This is a genomic window from Rhodococcus sp. 06-221-2 (genome assembly GCF_002258365.1).
GTDB lineage: Bacteria > Actinomycetota > Actinomycetes > Mycobacteriales > Mycobacteriaceae > Rhodococcoides > Rhodococcoides fascians.
In genome coordinates, this window is record NZ_NOYJ01000030.1 from 488,982 (window position 1) to 513,420 (window position 24,439).

At 63.8% G+C, this 24,439-nt stretch carries 20 protein-coding genes; 6 read left to right on the top strand and 14 right to left on the bottom strand.

Features of this window, described 5'->3' with window-relative positions; translation table 11 throughout:
* Positions 1 to 9: 9 nt before the first annotated feature.
* From purU to CH281_RS26630, 5 genes are read right to left on the bottom strand one after another with little or no spacing between them, the layout of a single operon-like run.
* Positions 10 to 930, bottom strand: coding sequence for a formyltetrahydrofolate deformylase (gene purU, locus CH281_RS18465; RefSeq protein ID WP_094695127.1), 921 nt, complete (start codon positions 928 to 930; stop codon positions 10 to 12).
* On the bottom strand, positions 927 to 1,841 hold the full coding sequence (locus tag CH281_RS18470; RefSeq protein ID WP_179274227.1) for an alpha/beta fold hydrolase: 915 nt from the start codon (positions 1,839 to 1,841) through the stop codon (positions 927 to 929). The genes purU and CH281_RS18470 overlap by 4 nt, the downstream gene beginning before the upstream one ends.
* Positions 1,838 to 2,710: an NAD(P)-dependent oxidoreductase gene (locus tag CH281_RS18475; RefSeq protein ID WP_094695131.1), complete on the bottom strand. Its 873-nt coding sequence runs from the start codon at positions 2,708 to 2,710 to the stop codon at positions 1,838 to 1,840. Before CH281_RS18475 ends, CH281_RS18470 begins: the two co-directional genes overlap by 4 nt.
* Positions 2,707 to 3,108, bottom strand: coding sequence for a cupin domain-containing protein (locus tag CH281_RS18480; protein ID WP_094695133.1), 402 nt, complete (start codon positions 3,106 to 3,108; stop codon positions 2,707 to 2,709). Before CH281_RS18480 ends, CH281_RS18475 begins: the two co-directional genes overlap by 4 nt.
* A gap of 31 nt (positions 3,109 to 3,139) precedes the next feature.
* Positions 3,140 to 4,327 carry an FAD-dependent oxidoreductase gene (locus tag CH281_RS26630; protein WP_167326177.1) on the bottom strand — a complete coding sequence of 396 codons (1,188 nt, stop codon included), beginning with the start codon at positions 4,325 to 4,327 and terminating at the stop codon, positions 3,140 to 3,142.
* A gap of 81 nt (positions 4,328 to 4,408) precedes the next feature.
* On the opposite strand from CH281_RS26630, the gene CH281_RS18485 reads away from it, so the two are divergent.
* Entirely contained in the window at positions 4,409 to 7,168 is a 2,760-nt protein-coding gene (locus CH281_RS18485; RefSeq protein WP_167326178.1) for a helix-turn-helix transcriptional regulator, read from the top strand.
* 51 nt (positions 7,169 to 7,219) lie between these two features.
* On the top strand, positions 7,220 to 8,398 hold the full coding sequence (locus CH281_RS18490; RefSeq protein ID WP_167326179.1) for a serine hydrolase domain-containing protein: 1,179 nt from the start codon (positions 7,220 to 7,222) through the stop codon (positions 8,396 to 8,398).
* Positions 8,399 to 8,410: 12 nt separating this feature from the next.
* Here the strand turns inward: CH281_RS18490 and CH281_RS18495 are convergent, their stop codons facing one another.
* Positions 8,411 to 11,053 (bottom strand): LuxR family transcriptional regulator, encoded by a 2,643-nt coding sequence (locus tag CH281_RS18495; protein WP_179274228.1) that lies wholly within the window; start codon positions 11,051 to 11,053, stop codon positions 8,411 to 8,413.
* Between the two features lie 108 nt (positions 11,054 to 11,161).
* Between CH281_RS18495 and CH281_RS18500 the strand changes: the two genes are divergently transcribed.
* Both CH281_RS18500 and CH281_RS18505 read left to right on the top strand, forming a co-directional pair.
* Positions 11,162 to 11,965 carry an SDR family NAD(P)-dependent oxidoreductase gene (locus CH281_RS18500; protein ID WP_094695141.1) on the top strand — a complete coding sequence of 268 codons (804 nt, stop codon included), beginning with the start codon at positions 11,162 to 11,164 and terminating at the stop codon, positions 11,963 to 11,965.
* A 50-nt stretch (positions 11,966 to 12,015) separates the two neighbouring features.
* Positions 12,016 to 13,398, top strand: coding sequence for a hypothetical protein (locus CH281_RS18505; RefSeq protein ID WP_256983793.1), 1,383 nt, complete (start codon positions 12,016 to 12,018; stop codon positions 13,396 to 13,398).
* A 1,642-nt stretch (positions 13,399 to 15,040) separates the two neighbouring features.
* Here the strand turns inward: CH281_RS18505 and CH281_RS18510 are convergent.
* From CH281_RS18510 to mftA, 7 genes are all read right to left on the bottom strand, one after another.
* Positions 15,041 to 15,253 carry a DUF3263 domain-containing protein gene (locus CH281_RS18510; RefSeq protein ID WP_094695145.1) on the bottom strand — a complete coding sequence of 71 codons (213 nt, stop codon included), beginning with the start codon at positions 15,251 to 15,253 and terminating at the stop codon, positions 15,041 to 15,043.
* The gene (locus CH281_RS18515) at positions 15,246 to 16,184 is read right to left on the bottom strand and encodes a GGDEF domain-containing protein (RefSeq protein WP_240934193.1); all 939 of its coding nucleotides are present in this window, start codon (positions 16,182 to 16,184) and stop codon (positions 15,246 to 15,248) included. Before CH281_RS18515 ends, CH281_RS18510 begins: the two co-directional genes overlap by 8 nt.
* 57 nt (positions 16,185 to 16,241) lie before the next feature.
* Entirely contained in the window at positions 16,242 to 17,477 is a 1,236-nt protein-coding gene (gene mftD, locus CH281_RS18520) for a pre-mycofactocin synthase MftD (RefSeq protein ID WP_094695149.1), read from the bottom strand.
* Between the two features lie 29 nt (positions 17,478 to 17,506).
* Entirely contained in the window at positions 17,507 to 18,688 is a 1,182-nt protein-coding gene (gene mftD / locus CH281_RS18525) for a pre-mycofactocin synthase MftD (RefSeq protein ID WP_094695363.1), read from the bottom strand.
* Positions 18,689 to 18,690: 2 nt separating this feature from the next.
* Entirely contained in the window at positions 18,691 to 19,935 is a 1,245-nt protein-coding gene (gene mftC / locus CH281_RS18530) for a mycofactocin radical SAM maturase (RefSeq protein ID WP_094695151.1), read from the bottom strand.
* Positions 19,936 to 20,034: 99 nt separating this feature from the next.
* Positions 20,035 to 20,319 carry a mycofactocin biosynthesis chaperone MftB gene (gene mftB, locus CH281_RS18535; RefSeq protein WP_094695153.1) on the bottom strand — a complete coding sequence of 95 codons (285 nt, stop codon included), beginning with the start codon at positions 20,317 to 20,319 and terminating at the stop codon, positions 20,035 to 20,037.
* 2 nt (positions 20,320 to 20,321) lie between these two features.
* Positions 20,322 to 20,435 carry a mycofactocin precursor MftA gene (mftA, locus tag CH281_RS18540; protein WP_094695155.1) on the bottom strand — a complete coding sequence of 38 codons (114 nt, stop codon included), beginning with the start codon at positions 20,433 to 20,435 and terminating at the stop codon, positions 20,322 to 20,324.
* 106 nt (positions 20,436 to 20,541) lie between these two features.
* On the opposite strand from mftA, the gene mftR reads away from it, so the two are divergent.
* The gene (gene mftR / locus CH281_RS18545) at positions 20,542 to 21,138 is read left to right on the top strand and encodes a mycofactocin system transcriptional regulator (protein ID WP_094695157.1); all 597 of its coding nucleotides are present in this window, start codon (positions 20,542 to 20,544) and stop codon (positions 21,136 to 21,138) included.
* A gap of 303 nt (positions 21,139 to 21,441) precedes the next feature.
* Here the strand turns inward: mftR and CH281_RS18550 are convergent, their stop codons facing one another.
* The gene (locus tag CH281_RS18550; protein WP_094695159.1) at positions 21,442 to 22,089 is read right to left on the bottom strand and encodes a TetR/AcrR family transcriptional regulator; all 648 of its coding nucleotides are present in this window, start codon (positions 22,087 to 22,089) and stop codon (positions 21,442 to 21,444) included.
* Between the two features lie 864 nt (positions 22,090 to 22,953).
* Here CH281_RS18550 and CH281_RS18555 point away from each other — a divergent pair.
* Positions 22,954 to 24,321: a flavin-containing monooxygenase gene (locus tag CH281_RS18555; RefSeq protein ID WP_179274230.1), complete on the top strand. Its 1,368-nt coding sequence runs from the start codon at positions 22,954 to 22,956 to the stop codon at positions 24,319 to 24,321.
* Positions 24,322 to 24,439 lie beyond the last annotated feature (118 nt).

The window sequence follows — 24,439 nt, forward strand, 5'->3', positions numbered from 1 at the left end:
GGTCTCCTTCTAGAACACGATCGTGGAATTGCCGAGCCGAACAACTCGGTCTTCGCAGTGCCAACGCACGGCGCGAGAGAGGACTGCGCGTTCTACGTCAGCGCCCAACCGGACGAGGTCCAGCGTGTGGTGGCGATGGTCGACGCGCACTACGTCTTGCTCGATGATCGGGCCCTCATCGAGATCCTCGGTCACATAGTGAGCAGTCGCGCCCACCAACTTCACGCCACGCTCCTTGGCCTTCTGGTACGGCCCGGCCCCGATGAAGGCCGGCAGAAACGAGTGGTGGATGTTGATCAGTGGCACCCCGACCGACCTCAGGAAGTGCGGCGTGATGATCTGCATGTAGCGCGCGAGAATTACCAGATCGACGTTGTCCCTCAGCAATTCGAGCTGACGTTCCTCTGCCGCGCTGCGCGTCTCGCGCGTCGCCGGTATGTGGAAGAACGGCACTCCGAAGGGACGAACTTCGTCTGCCAGGTCGGCGTGGTTCGAGATGACCATCACGACTGTCATGTCGAGTTCTCCGCGGCGGTTCCGCCACAGCAGATCGAGCACACAGTGATCGGTCTTGGAGACCATGATCGCCACGCGCTTGGGCTTGACTGCCTCCGTGATGGTGAATTCCATCCCAAGGTCGGCCGCGACTTCGGAGGCGAAGGCGGTTTCGAGGTCGTGCCGAGCCGCGGAAAGTCCTGGAAGACGAAACTCTGTGCGCTGGATGAATATTCCGCCATCGGGCTCGGTCGTGTGTTGCTGAAGGGATTCGATGTTGGCACCGGCTCTGGTAAGAAATCCGCCTACCGTCGCGACGACGCCCGGCTGGTCCGCGCAGCGTACGACGAGCCTGGCGAGGTCGGCGTCGTTGCGCCGCGCGCCGCCGGCGGTCGCAGGTTCGGTTCGAGCGGTGGTGAGTGGGGAGCTGGTCACGCAGGTTCTCCTGTTCCGAGAAATGAAGCTGAGTGATCGTGGGGGTACGCGGCTGCCTGGACCCAATCCAGAACGATGCCGAGAACCTCACGGTTGTTGAGTTCGATCGCTAGCCCGTGGCCGTTTCCCCGCAACCCACGGTCGGCAAGTACGAGGTGATCGACACCGACGCCCGCCAGCCGAAGGAAGTCGGCGACCGGCGCGCATGCGGCCTGCATCTGCGATGTCTCGCCCTCGACGATCGCAACGGCTACCGATGACAGGCCCACCGCCCCGGTCGTGGGCCACAACGGTGCGGCGGTGATGCCGGCCGGTAGTCCGAGTGGTGTGCCCGGCACGTCCAGGTAGGGCGGACCGGCGGGTTCGAGCGCGACTACTCCGGCCACCAGATCGGGACGAGACTCGGCCACTAGCCACGCGGCGCACGCTCCGAGCGAGTGCGCTACCAGCACTGCCGGGCCTACATCCTCGAGCAGGGCCTCCAGCAACCGACGTTCGATCACCTGCGCAGCAGCGAGGTCGGACGGCAAGCCAGTGGCGGACGCGGCGAGCGTGCGGACGAAGGGGTCATCGATGCCTCCTGGGCCCGGCCACTGACTGTGCTCCGGTCGGTCGCCTGGTGCGAACAACCGGGCCGTCATGGCCAGAGCGGCCGGGGTGGAAGTGCGACCCGGGGAACGTCCGTGACAGGGTCGGTCGACGACGTGGACCTCGTAGCCTTGCTCGATGAGCAGATCGGCCCAGCCAGGTCGGCCGTCCGGGGTGGTACCCCAGTCGGTTCCCTGTCCACCGCCGCCATGCACGAGGACAATAGGCAACATGCGCGGCGACGCGGGTGTGCGCGTCTCGACGAACATCGCGGCACCGGTTGGTTCGGGGTCGAGTACCCAGTGTTGTCGCACGGGGCTCACGCCGTGCCGCCCGCGACCGAACGAGACTGTCCCGCAACCCATTCTGCGATCGACGTGTGGTCGGCGTCTACCGGCAGCCCTTCCCCTGCGCGACGCCACATCGACGTCGCGGAGCCGAGCAACCCATGCTCCACGCCCAATTCCTCCGCCAGCCCGACGGCGATGCCCATGTCCTTGGTGAGCAAACCGAAGCCGAAACCCGAGCGGTAGTCCTCCGATAGAACGAACGTCGGCACCTTGTGTTCACTCGACCAACTGCGGCCGGTGGAGCTGTTGATGACGTCGAACGCGACCGCCGGGTCGACGCCGAACGAGCGCACGATCTCGAGCACTTCGACGGCGGCCAGGAGCGTCACGCCAACGAGCACGTTGTTACACGCTTTGACAGCGTGCCCGGCACCCAGGTCACCGACGTGGGTGACGGTTCCCATCGCCTCCAGTACCGGACGAGCGCGCTCGAGCGTGGATGACGACCCGCCGGCCATGATGGTCAGGCTCGCGCTTTCGGCGCGGGCGACGCCACCGGAGACCGGTGCATCGAGATAATCGATTCCGGCGTCGGCCAGCCGCTCCCCGAGCGCACGGGTGCTGCTGGGTTCCGAGGAGCTCATGTCGACGACGACGACGCCGCGGCGCAGAGCCGTGAACTCCGGGTCGGTCAGCACTGCTTCGACGATCGCTGAGTTGGGGAGCATCAGGATCACGATGTCGCCGGTGACGTCGGCGAGCGCATCGACGCTGCCTGCCGTCGCCGCACGGGCCTCGGGAGACCGGTCGTAGGAGCTGACAGTGAAACCTGCTCGTTTCAGCGCCGCGACCATGGGCGACCCCATGCGGCCGAGTCCGACGACACCTACCGACGCCGTCATGACCGATGTGCCTGTTCGTACTCGTCAGCGTTGACCTCGCGGCCCCAATCGTGGCCGCCCACCGAGATCGCGGTGTGAGTCATGAAGGCGGTGGACGTGGCACCGTGCCAATGCTGCGTGTCGCCAGGTATGTGAACCACGTCGCCGATCCGGATGCGGCCGCCGTTGCCGTGTTCGTCGAACACGAATCCCTCACCAGCGGTGACGATCAGGATCTGCCCGACGCCGTGTGTGTGCCAGTTCGTGCGGCCGCCGGGGGCGAAGTGCACATTGTTCACCAGCCACTCGTCGGTGGCAGGGAGCACCGGGTCGCCCCACACCTCTCCGACGAACGTGCTGGTCCGCCGTTCGCTCGGTGCGCCCTGGCGTCCACCCGCGACAATTGTGACTCCTGACATGAAACTCTCCTGCTCTGGTGGGTTGCCTCGCTCAGATGAACGAGGCGTGATGCCGTGGGAAACCGCTGCGCAGACGCGTCATCGCGGACAGTCGGCGAATTGCTTCGTCGTCGTCTACTGCCGCGGCGGCCCCCTCGACGAAACGGGTCAGCGATGCGCTATCCGTCTCGTCGTAAACGCGGTGCTTGGACGCCGTCGCCATGGGGGACGCATACTCGTCGAAGATGCGCAGCCGCTCGGCTGCCCACACGTCGAGCAGAGACCCGTCACCGCCGCGTACGGCCTCGTCGAGCGGGTCAAGAAGCGCGAAGAGGTCGTACATTCCGCTGGTGAGACCGAGACCGCCGGTCGGATTGGTCGCGTGGGCGGCGTCGCCGACGAGCAGTACCCGACCCTCTCGCATGCGATCGGCCGACCTCTGATGCATCCGGTACGGAGTCGCGGAGACGACGTCGTACGGCACGTTGGGAAACCCGAGCGCTGCCAGGCGACCGGGAAGGCGATCAAGGACGGTGTCAGCAGGCAGCTCGGCAGATTCGCCCCAAGTCCAACGCCAGGTCGTGTCGTCGATCCGCGCAATGACGCAACCATTCTCGGCATCGAGGATCATGTTGGCGTTGCCCAGGCCGGCACGGTCGAACGGGTAGCTCAGATCGGTGGCGACGAACCGGTCGTCCCACGTGGTTCCCTCGAAAGAGATTCCGAGCGAACTGCGCACAGCGCTTCGGGCACCGTCGGCCGCGACCACCCACGACGCCCGGACCTCCCCGGCATCGGCTCCGGTCACGTCGAGCACAACACCGTCGCTGTCTTGCCGCACCGAGGTCACCGCGGCACCGAGACGAAGTTCTGCGTTGGGATGGCGCGAGAGGTGGTCGAGCGCGATGCGCACCACCTCGTGCTGGCCCAGGTGAATGTTCCACGGGCGGGAAGTAATCGACGCCAGAGGTGCCAGCGACACCACCGCCTCGACACCCGACTCGAGGACGCGGGTGCAGAACGCGGTGTTCCGGATCCCTTCGGCGTCGATGTCGTCCAGCACACCGAGAGCATCCAGCCCGTCGAGAACGTGCCAGTAGTAGACAATCGCACGCGGGGATGCCGCGAGTTCATGCTCGGACTCGAGCAGGACAACTTTGTGCCCGCGTTGCGCCAAGCCCAGTGCAGTCAGGGCACCCACGGGGCCCGCGCCGACGACGGCGATATCATTCGTGCTCACCGTCACAATGCTCACGGAGTAGGCGGGGGATCGCATCGGGGTGGCCACCAGTCGGCCAGGAACGACAGGAGGAACGACGCGTTGTTGGTCGGCAGGTCGATCGAGACGTCGAGGCTCGTCACGCTCGTGGGCGATGTCGTGGCACGACGGGGTCGTTCTGTCGGTGTGTGGGGGCCACCAGGTTCGGGAAAATCTGCGCTGCTCGCGCAGGTGGAGGCCGGACCCGTTTCCCGCGCAGGTATTCTCGCCCTCACGGCGTCGGGAGACTCTGCCGAGTCCGATATTCGCGCAGCGGTCCTGCACCAACTGCTGGGACCGGTCCTCCGCCCGAGGGCACTCCCCGGTGCAGGCGGAGCCGCACTGATCCGGGGGGTCCGGGACGCGCTCGCCGATACCGACGTCGCGTCGGAGGTCATCGCCGACGCGGTCGCAGCCGCGCTCGACCACCTCGCAATCGACGTGCCGACACTCGTCGTCGTCGACGACATCGATCGGGTGGATTCTCTGTCGGCCGACGTCATCGTTCGACTCGTACATGCCGCCCGAACGTGGGGAATGCTGATCGCGGGGCGTCGACGCCTGACCGGATCGACGGACCCGTCCGACGACGTCCTCCTCGGACCATTGAACGAAAAAGACAGCCTGCTTCTCGTGGACTCGTGCGCACCCACCGACCCCGACTCCGGCACTGACGATGAGCAGCGGAGACGGTTACGGATCGTCGACGGCATCGTGGAACGGGCGGCAGGAAATCCTGGCGTTCTCGTGCTGTCGACCCGGGCGTTGGTGACATCCGAGGTGCTCCGCGCCGACAGCACCGTCGACGTCTCCCGCCGTGCGCACTCAGCGGTGGCGACAATGTGGCTTGCCCGGCGGGATCTGTCAGCCCATGCACGCAAGTTGGGTCTGATGTGGGCCGTCTCCTGCGATTGTCCCGGCCCAGTGCCCACACCAGCGGTTCCCGAACAGCTGATCGATCGCGTCGGGCTCGACGAGCTGTTGGAGCTCGGGCTGCTTGTGGACATGTCCGAAGGCCCGGAGCCTGTTCATCCACTTCTTCCCGCCGCCGTACTCGAACTCGCGCCGTCCGGAGAGCAACGGCGGGCCCACGTGTCGCTCGCGAATGCGCTCGAGCAACGCGGTTCGGATCGATACGATTTACGTTTTGCCTGGCACCGGGCACGCGCGGCGACGTCGCCCGACGACGCCGTTGCGTCCCGACTCGACGACGGCGTGGTCGCTGCCGGTGTCGCGTTGTCGCCAAGGGAACGTGCGCGCTGTTTCGATGTAGCGGCAGCGCTCACGGTCGACGCCGACCGGCGGTTCGTGCGGTGGGCACGGGTGGCCGAAGCTCGGCTCGCTGCCGGCGACCGCGACGGGGCCGAGCGTGCCCTGCACAGAATCGACGCCGGCCGGGCCCCCATAGAGGCACGCGCTCGGGTGCTGCTGGTGGAAGGTCTCGTCGCCGCGGCCTCGCGCACTCCACAGGAAGCGTTCGAGCGGCCGATACTCGCTGCCGAACTACTCCACGAGCTGGACACCGATCTCGAGGTCTACGCGCTGGCCTCAGCTGCTGAGGTGTCGTGGTGGTCGGGCCGCACCGACTGGATCGAGCGCGTCTGTGTCCTCGCGGCCGCGGTCCGCACAGATGATCCACGGCACATCATCACGATCGACGCCATCCGTGGCTGCGCAGCTCTCTTCAGCGGCGATCTTGACAAAGCAGGCGAGGCTTTGCGCGCGTCACTAGACGCCGCCGGCGTCGCAAAGACTGCGCACGATCACCGCATCGCGGGACAAGCGGCGATGCTGCTCGGGGACGACCTTTCCGCTTATCGCCATCTCGTCGATTCTGCGATGCTGGCCCGCGTAGAGGGCGATGTGTTCCAGCTGTCCTTCACTCTGCAGATTCTCGCGTCGGTGCAGACGTGGCGAGGCCACCCTGATCACGCCGAGGAACTGATCGCCGAGGGGCGACTGCTGACGAGCCGCGTGGGAGACGATCGCAGTCTGGCCTTCGGCCTGACGATGTCGGCCCACGGAGCCGGACTACGAGGGTCGACGCACGCCACCCGTGAGTCCGCCGACGCCGCCCTCCGGATCGTGACCGGGCGCGACATCGGATATATCGCGGACGCAGCATTCTGGGCCCTGGGACGAACCGACCTTGCGACCGGAAGACTGGCCAGTGCACTAGAAGTATTGCAGGAGATCACCGATACGGATTCGGCGTCGACGCACGCGCCCACGGCATTGTTCGCGCTGCCCGATCTGGTGGAGGCGGCCGTGCGAACCGGGCATCCCGGCATAGCGCGAGCGGCGATCCCCCGGTTCGCCGCGTGGGCCTCAGCCGGATCGCCGTGGGCAGCGGCTGTGCTGCCGCGGCTGCGCGCGCTCACCGCGGACAACGAAGTCGACGCCGAACGATGGTTCCTCGCGGGCAGTACCGACCCCGATCGGCCTTTCGAGCGAGCTAGAACGCAGCTTGTTCATGGAGAGCACCTTCGCCGGGGACGTCAGCGGGTTCGGGCCCGCGTCGTTCTTCAGGAGGCGCTCACCACGTTCGCAGAATTACACGTCACAGCGTGGGAGCAGCGTGCAGCAACCGAACTGAGTGCCACGGCGGAGCGGGCGCGGCGGGGTCCAGAAGCGGCGACACAACTGACGCCACAGGAACTCACCGTGGCGCGACTCGTCGCCGGTGGTGCCACCAATCAGCAGGTGGCCGAACAGTTGTATCTGAGCCGGAAGACCGTCGAGTCGCACTTGCACAAGGTTTACACGAAGCTGGAAATCGGCTCACGCAAGCAACTCCCGGAGGCGCTGGCCTCTCAGGCCTGACTGGTGGGTGCACCGATGCGACCGACGCGTACCGGCCGCACTCTTGATCGCATGACCCGATCCACGACTCGAAGCGATTTCCTCGACACCCGCGCGCTCAGCCGAATCTCCGAGCGAATGGAGGCCGACATCGCCGACGACCTGTACGACGGTGGCGTCATTCTGATCGCTCGACACGGCGAGATTGGACTGCATCAGGCCGTCGGCTACAGCGATCGATCAACCGGCCGCCGCGCAGCACTGGACGACGTGTTCTGGATCTTCTCCACGACCAAGCAATTCACAAACGTCCTGATCCTGAAGGCCTTCGAGCAAGGATTGCTCAGCCCCATCACGAAGGTCGTCGACATCGTTCCCGAGTTCCGGGGCAGCGACCGGTTCCGGGTCGGTGCGAAGGATCGCGTGAGCATCGCTGACCTGATGACTCACCGTGCGGGAACCAGCCCGACGCCCTGGCCACTGCCGCCGATGGACTGTGCCGACCTGGGCCGAACCATCGCGGCGATCGGCGAGATGGATCTGGTGGCCCCGCCAGGTGATCGCGTGAGCTACTCGCCGTGTCTGGCCCACGCACTGTTGGGCGAGATCGTCGTCCGCACACTCGGCCGCGGACGAACGTTCACGCAGACTCTGCACGATGAGCTCCTCGACCCACTCGGGATGGCGAACACCCGCATGGGCGCTCCGGCATCGTGGAGGGATCGGATGGTTCCGGTCGTCGCAAAGTTTCCGCCCGGTCAGTTCTTCTCACCGAAGGACATCACCGACACGGCCGAGGCCGCGCACGAGGGTGCCGAGTTGCCCTGGGTCGGATGCGTATCGACGGCCGCCGACATGTATCGCTTTGCCGAGATGCTGCGACGCGGCGGCGAACTCGATGGGGAGCGGATCCTGTCACCGGCGTCGATCGCGATGGCGGCGACCGTGCAGACCGGCGACTTGGTGAACGAACGCTACAACCGCATCGTTGCCGAAAAGCACTGGCAGCCTTGGCTCGCCAGCATCGGCTTGGGTTTCATGATGCGTGGCAGCGGCCTGCGGCAGACGTTCTTCGGCACCATGGCCTCCGCGGGCACCTTCGGCGGGTACGGTGCGGGCTCGTCGCAGTTCTTCGTCGACCCCGAGCGTGATCTGACTTTCGTGTGCTTGACCGCTGGTGTGCTCGGTGAGGCGCAGAATCTGCACCGGTTCCAGACATTGTCCGACATGACGGTCGCATCCGTGAACTGACGACCGGCAGCGTCAATCCGCAAGAACGCCCGCCAGCTGCTCACGTGAGTCGAGACCGAGCTTCACGTATACCTTCGACAGGTGGTACTCCACGGTCCGTGAGCTCAGATGCAGAGTGCCGGCCACGTCCCGGTTCGAGCGCCCGATGCTCACCATCCGGGCGATTGCCAACTCTTGATCGGTGAGGACGTCCGCGACGACGATGTCATGAGTGCGTCCCTCCCCGCTCGCGCGTAGCGCCGAACGGGTCCGATCGACCCATGCAGGCAACTGCAGACTCTCGAACAGTGCCAGAGCCGGATGTAGCTGTTCCCGTGCCTCTGCCCGTCGACGTTCTCCGCGCAAGTAAGTGCCGAAAGCCAGACGTGTGCGTGCTGCTTCGAGGGGTCGGTGGGCGAGGCCCGGTGCGTGGCACGCCTCCTCGAACAGTGCTTCGGCCCCGGATCCCGCCAGGAGCGCACGAAGGCGCGGAGCCACAGCACCACCCCAGGAAGACCCCGCCTGGCACCAGCGCTCGAACCTACTGCTCGCCTCCCGCGCCAGTTCGACGTTGCCGACGGCGACGGCTGCTTCCACCAGATCGGGCGTGGCCATTAAACTGACCTCCGGGTGACGCCCGTCGTACAGCACCGTCGGCACCAAGAGGTCGACGGCGTCGGTGAACCGGCCCTGAGATACCGCCAACCGACCTTCTGCCCACTCGATGGACGCTGTCGGGTGGTCTTTGCCGCGCCCGACGACCGCACGTCGATGCATCCCGCAGGCCGCTGCGTCACCGTCGAGAGCTGCGAGATGCGCGAGGACAGTGTGCTGAAACGCTCCGTCCGTTTGCTCGCCTGCCTGATCGGCAAGGCGTATGCCCTCCTCCGCTCGGTCGTGAGCAGCTTCCGATCGTCCTTGTCCGGCCAGGACGAGTGCGGCGAGTTGCAGCGCGAACGGCAGCTCGGTGGCGTGGCCTCGCACCCGCATAACCCTTATCGCGCGTTCGCAGAAGCGCCGAGTCCCGATGTCGTCACCGACCATCGTCGCGACTTCGGCGGCGAACAGCAGCTCCCGCGGCTGCGTCAGCTGTTCCGCGTCGCGAAGCGAGCGGGCCAGATCATCGACAGCGGGCGAGAACTCGTCGCGCATGACAGCCAAGCCGGCGGGTGCTGCCTCTCGCACCAGGTTCGCGTAGACACCGGTGTCGGTGATCGCGGCGGCAAGATCGACGGCCTGCGCAGCCCAGTCTGAGCGACCGCCCCACCACGCCAGTCCAGTGACGCGGGCCGCGAGGTCGACGGCCAACTTCGGGTCGCGCAACGCTGCCGCGTCCGCACCGGCCGTGAGGATGCGGAGCGCATCGGCAGGGAGTCCCTGGCTCAGGGCAAGGGCTCCGCGAATTTGAGCCGTGGTTCCGGCGACGAAATCGTCCCGTCCGGCGAGCCCTGCCCGACCGATCAACCACTCTGCCTGCTCGGGTCGGCCAAGCAACCAGCTGACCAGCCCTGCCGACACGAGCCGACGGGCACGGACTGCATCGTCGTCGGTTGATTCGGCCGCCCGCAACCATCCGGTCAGAGTCTCGGCGGAGGCGTGCGCCGTCCGCAGAATGCGTTCGAGAGTGTCGCCGACAGCTTCGGCCGGGGTGTCGGAGGGGGCTGCCAGATGCATCACCTGAGCGAGTCGCTGCTCCGGATCCGCGGCATCGCTCAGCGCGCCGGCCAAAGCTGCATGCACGGCGTTGATCGAAGCCGGGTCCGCGGCGTGGAATACCGCGCTCCGGTGTGGACGCCTCGACCACGCGCGACTCGAATCGTCGACCCGCACCAGCCTCATGGCCTCCAGCGATTCGAGCGCATCTGCGCCGCCCCCGAGCCTCGCGCATGCATCGTCGAGAACACTGGAAGACAGCCCGTCTCCCACCGCAGCGACGAGCATCGCGCTGCGGTCATTGGCGGAGAGGACGCCGGCCAAGTCTGCCCATCGCGCGGTCCAACCGGGCCCTGGCCGCGGCGGATCCGCAAGCGCACCTCGTCCGGCCGCCTCGTCCGGTGTCAGTGCAGCGGACATCTCTTTCGCCGCCAGTGGGTTGCCACCGGCGGCGGCGGCGATGCTGTCCACGACCCAGTCGGGTGCGGACGAGCCGAGGCGGCCGCGCGTGATCGACGCGGTGTCATGTGCGGACAGAGGATGCAGCCGGAGCGCAGTCGCGCCGGCCGGCAATCGATCTCCGCGCCGCCAACCGATCAACACCAACCCGACGGGCAGATGCCTGATACGCCGGGCAAGGGTGCCGAGAACCTTGCGTGCCGAGTCGTCGGCGAGGTCCAGATCGTCGACGACCGCCAACAGCGGTCCGGTGCGAGTGAGTTTCACCAACGCATCGAGGACGATGTCGACCATGGCGACCGCATCGGCGGCGTCGGAGTAAGAAGCCGTTCCGAGCAATCGAGTCAACAACTCTGCTGCATGCTCCCCGGCTCGCGCACACACGAACCGCGTACGCAGTCCGGACAGCGGACCGACAGTCCTCCCGACAGTGCTTTTCCCGCTACCGAATTCACCGACGATGACGACCGCTCCGCCGACACCGTCGCGGACGCCATCGACGACCTCGATCAGCTGACTGATCTCGGTCTTGCGGCCGGTCGAGGAAGGAACGTCGGTGTTCACGAACCCACCATAGATGACCTGGATCACAGCAACCGGTGGACTCATGGATGCGACCGCAGGGTGCCGACGACGAATCTTCTCGGAAAGACCAAAGAAAGCAGGAATTGAGTGAGCGTCACATTCGACTACACAGGTAAGGCAGTTCTCGTGACCGGCGCCGGGAGCGGCATGGGCCGCGACAGCGCAACAGCATTCGCGGGTGCCGGCGCTCGCGTCGCCGTTCTGGACATCGACGCGGTCGCCGGTCGCGAGACAGTCGAGCAGATCGAGGCGGTCGGCGGCGAGGCGATCTTCGTCGAGGTCGACGTGGCCGACGACGTCGCGGTGCACCACGCCATCGACACCGTGGTCGACCGGTTCGGTCGACTCGACGTCGCGCACAACAACGCGGGCGCCGAGGGTCAGCACGGGTTCATGCTCGAACAGGATCCGGTCGCATGGCGACGAACTCTCGATGTCAACCTGTCGTCCGTCTTCTACTGCATGCAGGCCGAGATCCCGCACATGCTCGCCTCGGGTGGTGGCTCGATCATCAACACGGCCTCGGCGGCCGGATTGATCGGAGCGTACGGACTCACGCCCTATGTCGCGGCCAAGCACGGCGTCATCGGGCTCACCAAAGCTGCAGCGAACGAGTACTCCGAGCGCGGAATTCGCATCAACGCACTGTGCCCCGGACCCATCGAGACACCGTTCATCTCGTCGTTCCCCACCAGTTGGACAGACCGGCTGCTGGGCGGCGTGCCGATCAGACGACTCGGGCGGACCGACGAGATCTCACAGGCCGTGTTGTGGTTGGGATCGGAGGCGGCGAGCTACGTAGTCGGGCACAGCCTCAGCGTCGACGGCGGTGTGACCATCGGCGGTGCCGAGACCCGAAACGACGACCTCGAGGAACGGGCACTGAAGTGAACGCCTCCCCCACCTCTCACGGACAACAGATGGAGAACCTTGTGACAATCATGGAACCTACTACTGCACAATCGGATTCACCCGACGGGACCGCACCTGGCACTCCCATTCACCAAGTCCTGTTCACACCGGACAGCCCGATCTTCGAGGGCGCGAACGTCTTCACCGACATCGGATTCGGCCTGGTACCTGCGGAGTACTCGACCACGCGAGAGGAATTTCTTGCCTCACGCGAGGCTGCGTCCATAGGTTTCGTCCTGAGCAACAGCCCCGTCTACGACGTCTCCGGTCCGGACGCCGCGACCTTCCTCAACTCCGTATGCGTCAACAAGGACTTCGGCCTCCTCGAGATGGGCTCATCCAAACACGTTGTGATCTGCAACGACGACGGCTACATGATCGCTGACGGCGTTCTGCTCAAGGTCGCCGACAACCACTTCCGAACCTACTGGCTCGCCCCCGTATTGGCGTTCTTCCTGGACAAGTCCGACTTGGACGTTCACGGCACGTGGGTTCAGGACGAGTATTTCTTCCAGATCGACGGGCCGAAATCGAAGTCGATCATCGAAAAGGTGACGGGTGACGATTTGAGCGACCTCAAATTCGCACAGAACAAGGTGATCACACTCGCCGGCGCCGATGCCACCGTGCACCGGCTCGGGATGTCCGGCGCCCTCGCCTACGAAATTCACGGGCCCTCCACCCACGCCCGGGAGGCCTATCGACAGCTACGCGCCGAGGTCGAGGCCGTCGGCGGCAAGCCCCAGGGCTTCTGGAACTACTCTCTGGTCAACCACACCGTCGCCGGCTACCCGAACCAGGTCATTCACTTCCTCGACCCGGTGAAGGACAGCTGGCCAGAGCTCACCGAGTACATCCAGCACATCATTCCGTTCGACATCGGTCTGCACGGCAGCGCCTCCGACGATCAGAAGAATGCGTGGGTCACCCCATTCGACGTTCGGTGGGGCTACCTGGTCAACTTCGACCACGAGTTCCCGGGCAAAGCCGCACTGCAGAAGATCAAGGCGGAGGGCTCAAAGCGGACCACCGTCACCCTCGAGTGGAATGCCGACGACATCGGAAAGGTGTACGCGTCACAGTTCCGCGGCGGAGACGCCGTGGTCTACGACCCGATGAGCAACGACCCGGTCATCTCCGTCGATGACTACCACCAGGGTCGGATGCGCATCGATCACGTTCTGAAAGAAGGCAGGAAGGTGGGTCTGGCGACTGGTCGCACTCCTGCGTTCGTCGAGAACACGATGATCTCGCTCGCCTATCTCGACCGCGAACTCGCAGTCGAGGGCACCGAAGTGACGGTTTTGTGGGGCGACGTTGGTCACCCACAGATCGAGATCCGGGCCGTCGTCGCTCAGTTCCCTTACTACAAGGGCGATTTCCGCAATGAGAAACTCGACGTAATGAAGTAACCCGTGCCCGAGCCTCTTGAAGGGCGGTGTCGGATCACACAGGCAGGCTCTCAGTAAACGAGAGAGCCTGCCGACGGCAATTGTCGGCTACCGATGCGGGAGGAGAAGTCAACCGCCAAAGGAGCATGCAGCCGTTGTTCGACTCCGACGATGCAAAATGCGATTCGCGTTGGCGACCTCCGAGGACGCTTCGTCGGAGTGTAGCTCTCGTCGCATCACCTATATACCTACCAAACCTGTTTGAACATAACATTTCAACGAGAAGAACTGATAGGTCGTGAGTACCGAATAGGTCAGACGCCCCCCAGTTGTGACAGCTACGTGACAGCGAGCCACCCGCGGAGACGAGCATCCAACCTGAACACCAGCCCTGAGCGGCACAAATGCGAAGATACGGCGACGATGAAGAGCCCTTCCGCGCGAATCTGAAATAGGCTGTTTCGTGGCCCACTCAGGCACGGGAAAGACCTCACTACCGCCCGAAAAAGTGTTGCCCTGGTTTACGATCTGGATCCATTCACTCTGGTGCCCGCAGCCGGACTCGAACCGGCACTGTGCAAGTCTTGAGTCCCTGGAAGTGGGTACCCCTGGACTCTTCTGCACTTATCATTTGTTTCTTCGCAACAGTTTTCGTCTACTACCGCCTGCCAAGTCCATGCCCGATCGTGCAGACTCGAGACATCAAGACAGTGCCGATGCGCCAACGCAAGACGGTCTTGATCTGTCACGGACAGCCACGGTTTTCCATCACGGCACACGGGTGGCCCGTACATTCGACCTCGGCCACGCCTGAATATCCGAAACGTCTGTGTAGGAACTACATTGCAGGGCGTGCCCCGCGTGTCGCCAGCGGCCGGCACCTCCTGCGAGTTCACGGTCGACGGCGACAGTAGCAACGCACGCGTACGTACGCTTTGCATCGAAGTTGCCCCGCCGCTACCCGTGACACCGCCGTGGACTTCATGACCGCCCTCGATGACGACGTCACCAAGGCACAAGCCGCGGTCGACCCAATCGAGGATCGGACGGATGCCGCTGCCGAGGCGGCGCAGGGTTTCAGCAGCACTGCGCCACGGCCAGTCCCGGACCCCTCTGAGTGCTAATCACGGTGGCCGGGCGATCGAAGACCGGTTCGACGCGACGATCGCCGAGGACGATTGCCTCAACTCTCCAGCAATCCTCTACCCCCTCGCGCGCCTAGCGGTCAGCTTATCGGACGAGGGGCCCTTTCAGACCGCGCCCGTTCACTCATGGACCACCTACGCACCACGTAGTTGGCAACATCGCAGCTGGCCATGTAGCCGACATCCTTTGTCAGCCCAGGGTAGCGTAGGGAACAATGGTCGCGGCCGATCTGGATTCTGCTGCCTCAGCGTCTCATCGCCTGGTCTGTAAGGACCTTCCGTCGATTGCGCATGTCGCGGTGGGTGAGAGCCGCTGACCGGCGCAGCCACACGGGTCGGTCTGTCGACACTCGCATGCCCGCGTTCGCGACGATCTGGACCCGACCTGCGCACGGGAGAGGGGATCGGGCGAAGTTTCGGATTGCGAACCCTCCTCCACCTGCAGCACGCCACTCCAACGCGCTCTCGCCTCCCACGCCGGGTGGCCGGTCGAGGGCAGTCTATTTCTGGTGAGTCGTTCATCGGGCCGCTGCGTAGAGGAGTAGTCGTGAGCGGAGGCCGGCGTCGAGCCCGCGCGCGCTCTGCCCCGTCAAGACGTCCGTTAATCGCGCCTTGTAGCGATCGACACTCAGTCCGAAAAGCAGCAGAATCTCCAAGGTATCCGCGCCGCCGTACGGCTCCCATTTGCGGGCGAAGTCCAGAATGAACTCGTCCTCGGTTCGTTTAGACATCACAACCTCGCCTGCTGTCCAGAGCAGAGGAATTTAGATTGCGCAGGTCATTTTTGGCGACGTACATCAGTTTGTCGGCGCGCGCGACTAGGTCGGCTGCGCTTTCGCCAGGACGCCGGACGACGGCACCGATACTGACCGACAAGGGCAGCGTTTGCCCGTGCCACGGCACAGGTTCACGACACACGTGCTCGCGTAGTTCGGCGCAGAATGGGCCGGGCCGCTCGAAGTCCGTGTCGGGCAGAGCGAGGACGAACTCGTCTCCAGCGAACCGACCGGTGACCGCGTCCTTCGGTCGCCATGTCGTGAGGCCACGAGCGACAGCTTGGAGCAGACAGTCTCCCGCGCCGTGACCTAGGTCGTCGTTGATGTGCTTGAGATTGTCCACGTCGACAAAGGCCAGAGCCAGAGGGCGGTCGTCGGCGATCCAGCTTTCGATGTGATCCAGGAACGATGCACGGCGGTACATCCCAGTCAGGTCGTCACGCTCCGCGCGCGTGCGCCATCGGTGTGCATCGTGGACCAGTGGGTCCACCAAATCCATACATAGGATCGCGACACAGCGGCCGGCGAGGACCCCGGTGCCGATATGCATCCAGCACGAGACGATGGTGCCGTCTCGGCGGTAGAGCCTTCTCAGGGATCGAACAGGGGTACTTCGACCTCGGTAATCGATCGAGGGAGCTTCACCCAATGATCGAGTCAACTGCCGTGCGGATCGACGGTCTGCTTCGGGTACGAGGTCCAATGCAGGGTTGCCGATGAGTTCGCCGGGATCGTAGCCGAGCAATCCCCGGAACTCCTCGTTGACTGCGATCACGACTCCATCGAGACTGTGTACAGCAGCCGCGATGGGAAGCTGTTCGACGACAGCAGTGATGGCCACCACCTCTGCTGCGCTGAAACCATCGACCCCCTGTGCCGGTGCCAAGTTGGGAACCAGCCGGAGCGGCCTCTGACTATCTGCAGTATCGAGCTGGCACATGACTCAACGACTTTCTACTGGTACTCGGTCGTGACCGGCGGAGTCGAATCGCGTCGGACAACTTTCGATGACAGGCCGTGCAAAGTCGACTGGAACTACCACATCGGTGAGTCCGAGGGTGTGTACCGATACATGCCCTAGGCCGAGGACCGTGGAGTCCAGGCCGCCGCGCAGAATATCGAGGACGTTCTCCACACCTGCCTGACCGTTCGCCGCCAACCCCCACAGATACGCCCGCCCGATCAACACCGCACGAGCACCGAGCGAGAGCGCCTTCGCGACATCACTACCACGCCGGATGCCACCGTCGAGGGTGACCTCGACCTGATCCCCCACCGCGTCGGCAATCGCCGGCAACACCCGAATCGACGCCGGAGCACCATCGAGATTGTTGCCCCCGTGATTGGACACCGAGATCGCCGTGACACCCGCGTCGACGGCCCGCAGCGCGTCGTCGACCCGCCCGACGCCCTTGAGCATGAACGGGCCGTCCCACTGCGCGCGTAGCCAGGCGATGTCCTCCCACGACGGCAACGGAGTCGACATCCAGTCGCGGTACGCGGCGAAGAACGTCGGCGCCGATTTTCCGGGCTCGGCGAGATTGGGTGCCGTCAAATCCGGGAACGTCCCCGACCGCGCCCACCGCGCGAGCCACCGCGGACGGGCCACTACTTCCGGTGCCAATCGACGCATCGTCCTGGCGTCGAGGCGTTCCGGTATCACCGGACTTCCCCAATCCCGGCCTTCGGAGAACGACCAGTCCATCGTGACGATCAGCCCGACCGCGCCCGCAGCACGGGCCCGATGAAGCATGTGCAGCAACAACTCCCGCGACCCTACCCAATGCAGCTGAAAGAACGTCCGCGGGTTGGCCGCGACGACCTGCTCGATGGGTTTGCTCGCGAACAACGACAGTGCCATCGGAATCCCCCGCGCCGCGGCTGCCCTGGCGACGGCGACCTCACCGTCGGGGTGCACGGCCTGCACACCCGTCGGGGAGATCATCACCGGAAACGACAGCGGTTGACCCATCAGCGTCGTCGACAGATCACGGATGTTCGACAAGCCTGCCACGTGCGGCGCGAACCCGAGTTCGGCGAACGCAGTCGTGTTGTCCGCCGCCGTCAGACCACGTTCGGAACCCGCGACGAGCGCCGAGTAGACGGACTTCGGGAGTCGCTTCTTCGCGCGGCGCTGCGCCTCGGCAACCGACTCGAACCACCCAGATTCACCGAACACTGGTGACCCTGTCCTCGATTCCGTGTCGTCTACTCGACGCCGAGTCTGCGATCGAAGCCGAGCGGCATCACCACATCCGACGGTGAGAGGTCGTGCACCGAGGTGTGGCCGAGCCCGAGGATCGCGGAATCGACTCCGCCGCGCAGGATGTCGAGCACGTTCTCCACACCGGCCTGACCGTTCGCCGACAGACCCCACAGGTACGCCCGCCCGATCAGCACCGCCCGAGCGCCGAGCGCCACGGCCTTCACCACATCACTACCGCGGCGGATACCGCCGTCGAGGGTGATCTCGACCTGATCACCGACGGCCTCCGCGATCGCAGGCAGAGCCCGGATCGGAGCCGGGGTGCCGTCGAGATTGTTGCCACCGTGGTTGGACACCGAGATCGCCGTGCAGCCGGCATCGACAGCCCGCTTCGCATCATCGACCCGCATGACTCCCTTGAGCATGAACGGCCCACCCCACTGCTCACGCAACCACGCCACGTCCTCCCACGTCGGCAACGGGGTCCCCATCCATTCCCCATACGCCCCGAAGAACGTCGGAGCCGGACCACCGGTGGGCGGGGTCAGGTTCGGGGTCGTCAGATCGGGGATCTTGCCGGTCTTGGCGAACTCCCACAACCACTTCGGACGGGTGATGCCCTCGGGGGCGAATTGCACCATCGCCTTGAGGTCCATCTTTTCCGGGATCGATGGGCTACCCCAGTCGCGGCCGTTGGAGAACGACCAGTCCAACGTCATGATCAACCCGACAGCACCGGCGGCGCGGGCCCGCTCCATCCGCTGCAACAGGATCTCGCGTGAGCCCACCCAGTACATCTGGAAGAACGTCTGCGGATTCGCCGCAGCCACCTCTTCGACGGACTTGCTCGCGAACGACGACAATCCGATCGGAATACCCCGCGCTGCAGCAGCTCTCGCAACCGCAACCTCGCCGTCCGGATGCACCGCCTGCACACCCGTCGGAGAAATCATCACCGGGAACGACAGAGGCTGCCCCATGACCGTCGTCGACAAGTCCCGCTTGTCCGACAACCCCGCCACATGCGGAGCGAAACCCAACTCGCCGAACGCCGACATGTTGTCGTCGACCGTGATGCCGCGTTCGGAGCCGGCCACCAGCGCGGCATACACCGACTTCGGTAGACGCTTCTTCGCCCGCCGCTGCGCCTCGGCAACGGTCTCGAACCACGCACTCTTCGCCATCACTACGCTTCCTGTTCCATTCCCGCGAGCGGATTTTCGTCGCAGATCCTCGTCGGTGGACGCATCATCAACGTCAACGGCACCGACTTACGTGGAGTCTTACGCTGACCGGTGCGCGAATGATCGACACTCGACTTCGGGATCTCCCCCGCCGCCGCCAACGCCATCTCACCGTTGCCGATCACGCATTCGGGATCCGGGCCATCCATCGGCAGACCGGTGAAGAACTTCGCCGCCATGCACCCACCCCGGCACGCATCGAAATGAGCACACTTGGTGCACGCACCCGAGGTCTGCGGTGAGCGCAACTCCTGGAACAACTCCGAGGTCTGCCAGACGGTTTGGAATCCGCCCATACCGTCCTTGGCGTCGCGGACGATATTGCCGGCGAGGAAGTTCTCGTGAATGGCGAACGGGCACGCATAGACATCACCGATCGGGTCGATCAGACACACCACCCGCCCCGCACCACACAGGTTCAACCCCGGCAGAGCGTCACCGAACGCCGAGAGGTGGAAGAACGAATCCCCCGTCAACACACCCTCACCGTTCGCAACGAGCCAGTTGTACAACTCGCGCTGCTGACCGGCCGTCGGGTGCAGATCATCCCAGACATCCGCACCGCGACCCGACGGCCGCAACCGCGTGATACGCAGTGTCGCAGCATATTTGTCGGCCAGAGCCTTGAAGTCGTCGAGCTGACTCACGTTGTGACGGGTGACGACGACGGAGATCTTCGCATCCCGGAACCCGGCCTCCTTCAGATTCTCCAACGCCCGGCACGCCATGTCGAACGACCCCGGACCACGCACCGCGTCGTTGACCTCCGCCGTCGCCCCATCGATGGAAATCTGCACATCGACGTAATCCGACGCCGCCAGGCGCGCGGCCACCTTCTTGTCGATCTTGACCCCGTTGGTGGAGAACTTCACCCCCACCTGATGCGCCGTCGCATAGTCGACCAGTTCCCAGAAATCCGACCGGACCGTCGGCTCCCCACCCCCGATGTTGACGTAGAACACCTGCATCTTCTGCAACTCGTCGATGATCGACTTGCACTGCTCGGTACTCAGTTCGCGCGGGTCACGACGACCCGACGACGACAGACAATGCACACACGACAGATTGCAGGCGTAGGTCAACTCCCACGTCAAACAAATCGGAGCATCGAGACCGAGCTCGAACTGATCGACCAATCTCCCTACCGGAGCTGGTGGCGGGAGGGGTCTTTCCAACATGGAGGTCATGGGCGGTCCTCATTCACAGATTTCAGGAGTGGTGTCCGACGGGGCTGCGTCGGACAGGGGCGCGATCGAGCCGTCGAGGGCCCGTCGTGGCCGGGGAAGTCAGAGCGTGGTGATCATCCGCGAACCGGCAAGCGTGGCAAACGCTTTGGCGTACGGCGTAATCCCCGATTCCGGAATACCGGCGGCGGCGATCGCGGCGCGCATGCTCGGGTGATCGGGAAACGACTCGATGATCGCCACGATAGTGCGGTTCTTCAGAAAGGAGAGCTTGCGAGTTCCGAAGTGGTAGAGCAGCGCCCCGAACGATTCGGGACGCAACGCCACCTGCGGATGAAGAGCCCACTGTGCATCGAGATCGAGTGAATCCTGCACTGCAGTGGTCATGATCAGTACACGCCGCACATGCCGTCGATCGACACTTCCTCCACCAACGACTCCTCGACCAGATCGGACTCTACGGCCGATGTACCGACCACAGCGTTCTCGTTCTTCTTCGACATCGGAAACCTCCAGTGGTAGTTGGTAAGCCACACTTGAAACTGACAGCGGCTTGAACCAATACAGTAATGGCACTCGGTGCATAAAGACAGAGTTTGGAGTAAAAAGATGACGGAAAGCGTCAATCCCGCGCACCGGACAGGACGACGCCCCTCCACAACGCGGGGTGAGTTGAGCGATCTGAGCATCGAACTGTTCGCTTCGAAGGGCTTCGACGAGACCAGCATCGACGACATCGCCGACGCAGCCGGCATCGCACGCCGGACTTTTTTCCGCTACTTCCCCTCCAAGAACGCAGTTCCCTGGGGCGACTTCGACACCCAACTCGCGGCTTTACGGGCCCATCTCAACGACCTGCCCGAAGATATCGGACTGGCCGATGGGCTCCGTTCGGCTCTTCTTCAGTTCAACACATTTCCACCCGAAGAGACCGCTGTGCACAGGAAACGAATGGCGATGATTTTAGGAAACCCTGCGCTGCAGAGCTATTCGATGGTGATGTACAAAGGATGGAGACGCGTCATTGCCGAATACGTTGCGTTGCGGACCGGCTCCGACCCCGACGACCATTTCCCACGCACTGTCGGGTGGATCGTCCTGGGCATCGCGATATCGACATACGAACAGTGGCTCACCGAACCGAACCTCGAGTTGTCCACACTGCTCATCGATGCCACGGCCATTCTTTATCACGGCCTCTCCTAGCAGTAGCTGTCGGCTGTCACGCCGTGCGACGTTGCTGAACCCTTGTCCACATCGATGTTGGGTGAGTCGGTCTTCAACAGCGACATACTGCACTGAGGCGTAGCAACACTCCCCAATACAGAGTTGCTTCGTGCTTGGAACACTCATGAACAGAATGGAGTCTGTAATCATCCCAGTACGCATGCACTCCATCGCTACCACCTTGCAACCGGTCGCGTTTCTCCTCGGCACCCTACGAGCTGACGCAGAAGAAATCCCACAGGGCTGGTACAAAAAGAGTGGGCCGCAACGTATCCCTGGGCCTCATCTGCATGTGCGAGCCGGTTGCCCGCTGACGATGCTGCTCGAGGGGCACGTTTGTTTGAGTAAGGCCATGCTGCGCTCTACGTGGTCGCGAATATCGCCACCTTCGAGAGCCCAATACTCCGAAGCAATCCGGTCGGCAGTCACAATCGTCGAGCACCAAAAACGAACCGCGAACTCGTCTCCACCGAACATCGACCGCATCGACATCGACGGCTCGAGAGCACGAGCGCACTCCTCGTTCACAGGCAACCAGACCGACCACAACTCCGGAGTCGTCAGAACAAGTTCCAACAGAGCACGAGTCGGCATATCGGTGAAATCTGCCGTCGACGCCACCAGGCTCGCCGCCAAGGCATCGACCAACGCCTCACTCGATGTGATCGCCGGATCGATGGACTCGACAGCACTGATGTAGCGCTGCATACCCGCACGCAGCACCGGCTCGACCGAGTCGTATTTCGCCGGAAAGAACCTGTGAAACGTTCGAGCACTCACACCCGCTGCCCTGGAAATCTCCAGAACAGTCGTCGAATCGACACCCCGCGCAAGAAACAAACGGCACGCCACCACCGAAACCTGCAACGACGTGACCCGAGAGGTCGATCGACTGGACGACGGCAAGCTGGGGTCGAGGTCGCGCTGCATACGCACACGATAAACCCACCATGACGCATGGTCCGCCCAATCCTGTCACAGTCTGACAACCAGCCGACGGAATCTGCCACTACAACGGAAGCTACGACCACCAGCGCTCCGGCTGGGTACTGCCGTCGGATGGCGCTGCGCAGTGAACTTATAGGGCACTGAATAAACCTCGACTTGACGAGATTGCCCCAAATATGCCGTAACTACCTGTAAAATGGGTCAAGTGACACGAGTTGTCGGAGGTAGTCGTTATAATGAGTAACCTCTTTAGAAGCGCCAAGGAAAGTTCATCGAAGTGAGGAAGAGCATGAAGCGACCGGTTGAGACTCGGCGAGGTCATCCGACTTGCACGAGCACGAGAAATGCCGCTTGCGGGTCATCGAGCGTCGCGGGGGCGTCCTCCGACCTCGCAAGCTCACCCGCCCCGTCTTGGCCCGTGGCATGACAACGCACGAGAATGAACCGCAGCCCAGCGACCTGATTGCCTCGTGGCTCGGTGACCTCGGACGAGCGGTGTCGCAGCGAGATACCCGATCTTTGGCGGGCCTCTTCGTTGCAGATTCCTACTGGCGGGACATGGTCGCCTTCACTTGGGACCTGTGCTGCGTCGCAGGCGACGAGGACATTGCACAGCAAATGCTGAACGAGGTGGATCGAGTAGGTCCAACAAGCTGGCGAATTGCGGATTCAATGTCCGCGCCTCGCCGAGTGGTCCGCGGAGGGAGGGAGGTAACGGAGGCGTTCATCGAGTTCGATGTCAGTATCGGCGGCGGAACGGGTGTAGTTCGACTGGTACAGGACGAACGTGACGGGCGCATCCGATGCTGGACCCTTCTCACACGACTTCGCAGCCTTACCGGACACGTGTCCGAACCGTGGCCTGCCGGGTTGGGATACGAACCGAACCCCGAGGCGTGGTCGTGGCAAGCGCATCGAGACCTGGAGAGCTCGTACATCGATCGCGACCCTGAAGTCTTGGTGGTCGGAGGCGGCCACTCCGGCGTGTTCACGGCCGCATACCTGAAAAATCTAGGCGTGGACGCGCTCGTCGTCGACCGCTTTCCACGCGTAGGCGACAACTGGCGAACCCGTTATGACGCGTTGGCCTTGCACAACCCCACGCTGATGGTGGAGTTCCCATTTCTGCAATTCCCGAGGTCGTTCCCCGAGTTCCTCCCGAAGGACAAGCTCGCCAACTGGTTCGAGTCCTACGTCGACGCCATGGAGATCAACTACTGGACGTCGACCGATTTTCGCAGTGCCGAGTACGAAGCCTCGTCACAGACCTGGAAGGTCGAAGTCGAGCGCGACGGCGTTCGTCGGCAGCTCCGTCCACGGCACATCGTCATGGCGACAGGCGGAGTCGGCGGGGCAGCGAACATTCCCCGATTGGAAGGCATCGAGTCGTTTTGTGGCGAGGTCTTCCACACCAAGGACTTCCATTCTGCGCTGGGCTACGAAGGCAAGAACGTACTGGTCGTGGGAACAGGCTCGAGTGGCCACGACGCTGCGAAGTACATGACCCAGATGGGGGCGCAGGTCACGATGTTGCAGCGCAACCCCACCTCGATCGTGAGCCTCGAGAGCGCCGACATGTCCTACCTGCAGTACATGGACGGAACGCCGCTGTACGAAGGCGACATGCTCTCCTCGGCCGGATTCGTAAGGCCCCTGATGATCCCGAACTTCCAGGCGCTCACCCGCAGAACGAACGAGCACGATCGTGAGCTCCTCGACAATTTACGACGTGCCGGAATGGAGATCGACGACGGATGGGAGGGCACGGGTTGGTTCTGGAAGTTCTTCGAGCGATCAGGGGGTTACTACCTGAACACAGGCTGCTCGGAGATGATCATCTCGGGTAAGGTCAAGATGCTGCAGACTCGAGACGTCGAGACGTTCACACCCGACGGAGTTCGTCGACACGACGGACAAGAGCTCCCGTTCGACACCGTCGTTCTGGCAACAGGTTACGAGAATCTGCAAGGCGAAGTCCGTCGATTCTTCGGCAACGAGGTGGCCGACGAGCTGGGTCCGATCGGCGGGTTCGATGAGGACGGGGAGCTGCGCAACGTCTGGCGGCCTACGAAGCAACCCGGTCTGTGGTTTATGACCAGCGGATTTGCGGGAGGTCGTAATCACGGTGAGCTCGTCGCACTCCAGATCAGGGCGAATCTGCTGGGCATCGCTCGGCGACCCGCTCGCCTCGAAACGCTGACAGAAGTTTCCTAGCAACGGATCTCAGCGAGATCTGTCTCCTGACCAGAACACCGGCCAGGAGGCAGATCTCGTTGCCGTACGGGGGAACGACCAAAGCCGTCGATAGTGATGGAATCTGTCTCGGACGCGC

Excerpts from the sequence above, each read along its gene's own strand:
- CH281_RS18475 (WP_094695131.1), bottom strand. The coding sequence starts at position 2,710 with ATGACGGCGTCGGTAGGTGTCGTCGGACTCGGCCGCATGGGGTCGCCC.
- CH281_RS18480 (WP_094695133.1), bottom strand. The coding sequence starts at position 3,108 with ATGTCAGGAGTCACAATTGTCGCGGGTGGACGCCAGGGCGCACCGAGC.
- CH281_RS18490 (WP_167326179.1), top strand. The coding sequence starts at position 7,220 with ATGACCCGATCCACGACTCGAAGCGATTTCCTCGACACCCGCGCGCTC.
- CH281_RS18505 (WP_256983793.1), top strand. The coding sequence starts at position 12,016 with ATGGAACCTACTACTGCACAATCGGATTCACCCGACGGGACCGCACCT.
- CH281_RS18510 (WP_094695145.1), bottom strand. The coding sequence starts at position 15,253 with ATGTCTAAACGAACCGAGGACGAGTTCATTCTGGACTTCGCCCGCAAA.
- mftD (WP_094695363.1), bottom strand. The coding sequence starts at position 18,688 with ATGGCGAAGAGTGCGTGGTTCGAGACCGTTGCCGAGGCGCAGCGGCGG.
- mftC (WP_094695151.1), bottom strand. The coding sequence starts at position 19,935 with ATGACCTCCATGTTGGAAAGACCCCTCCCGCCACCAGCTCCGGTAGGG.
- mftB (WP_094695153.1), bottom strand. The coding sequence starts at position 20,319 with ATGACCACTGCAGTGCAGGATTCACTCGATCTCGATGCACAGTGGGCT.
- mftA (WP_094695155.1), bottom strand. The coding sequence starts at position 20,435 with ATGTCGAAGAAGAACGAGAACGCTGTGGTCGGTACATCGGCCGTAGAG.
- mftR (WP_094695157.1), top strand. The coding sequence starts at position 20,542 with ATGACGGAAAGCGTCAATCCCGCGCACCGGACAGGACGACGCCCCTCC.
- CH281_RS18550 (WP_094695159.1), bottom strand. The coding sequence starts at position 22,089 with ATGCAGCGCGACCTCGACCCCAGCTTGCCGTCGTCCAGTCGATCGACC.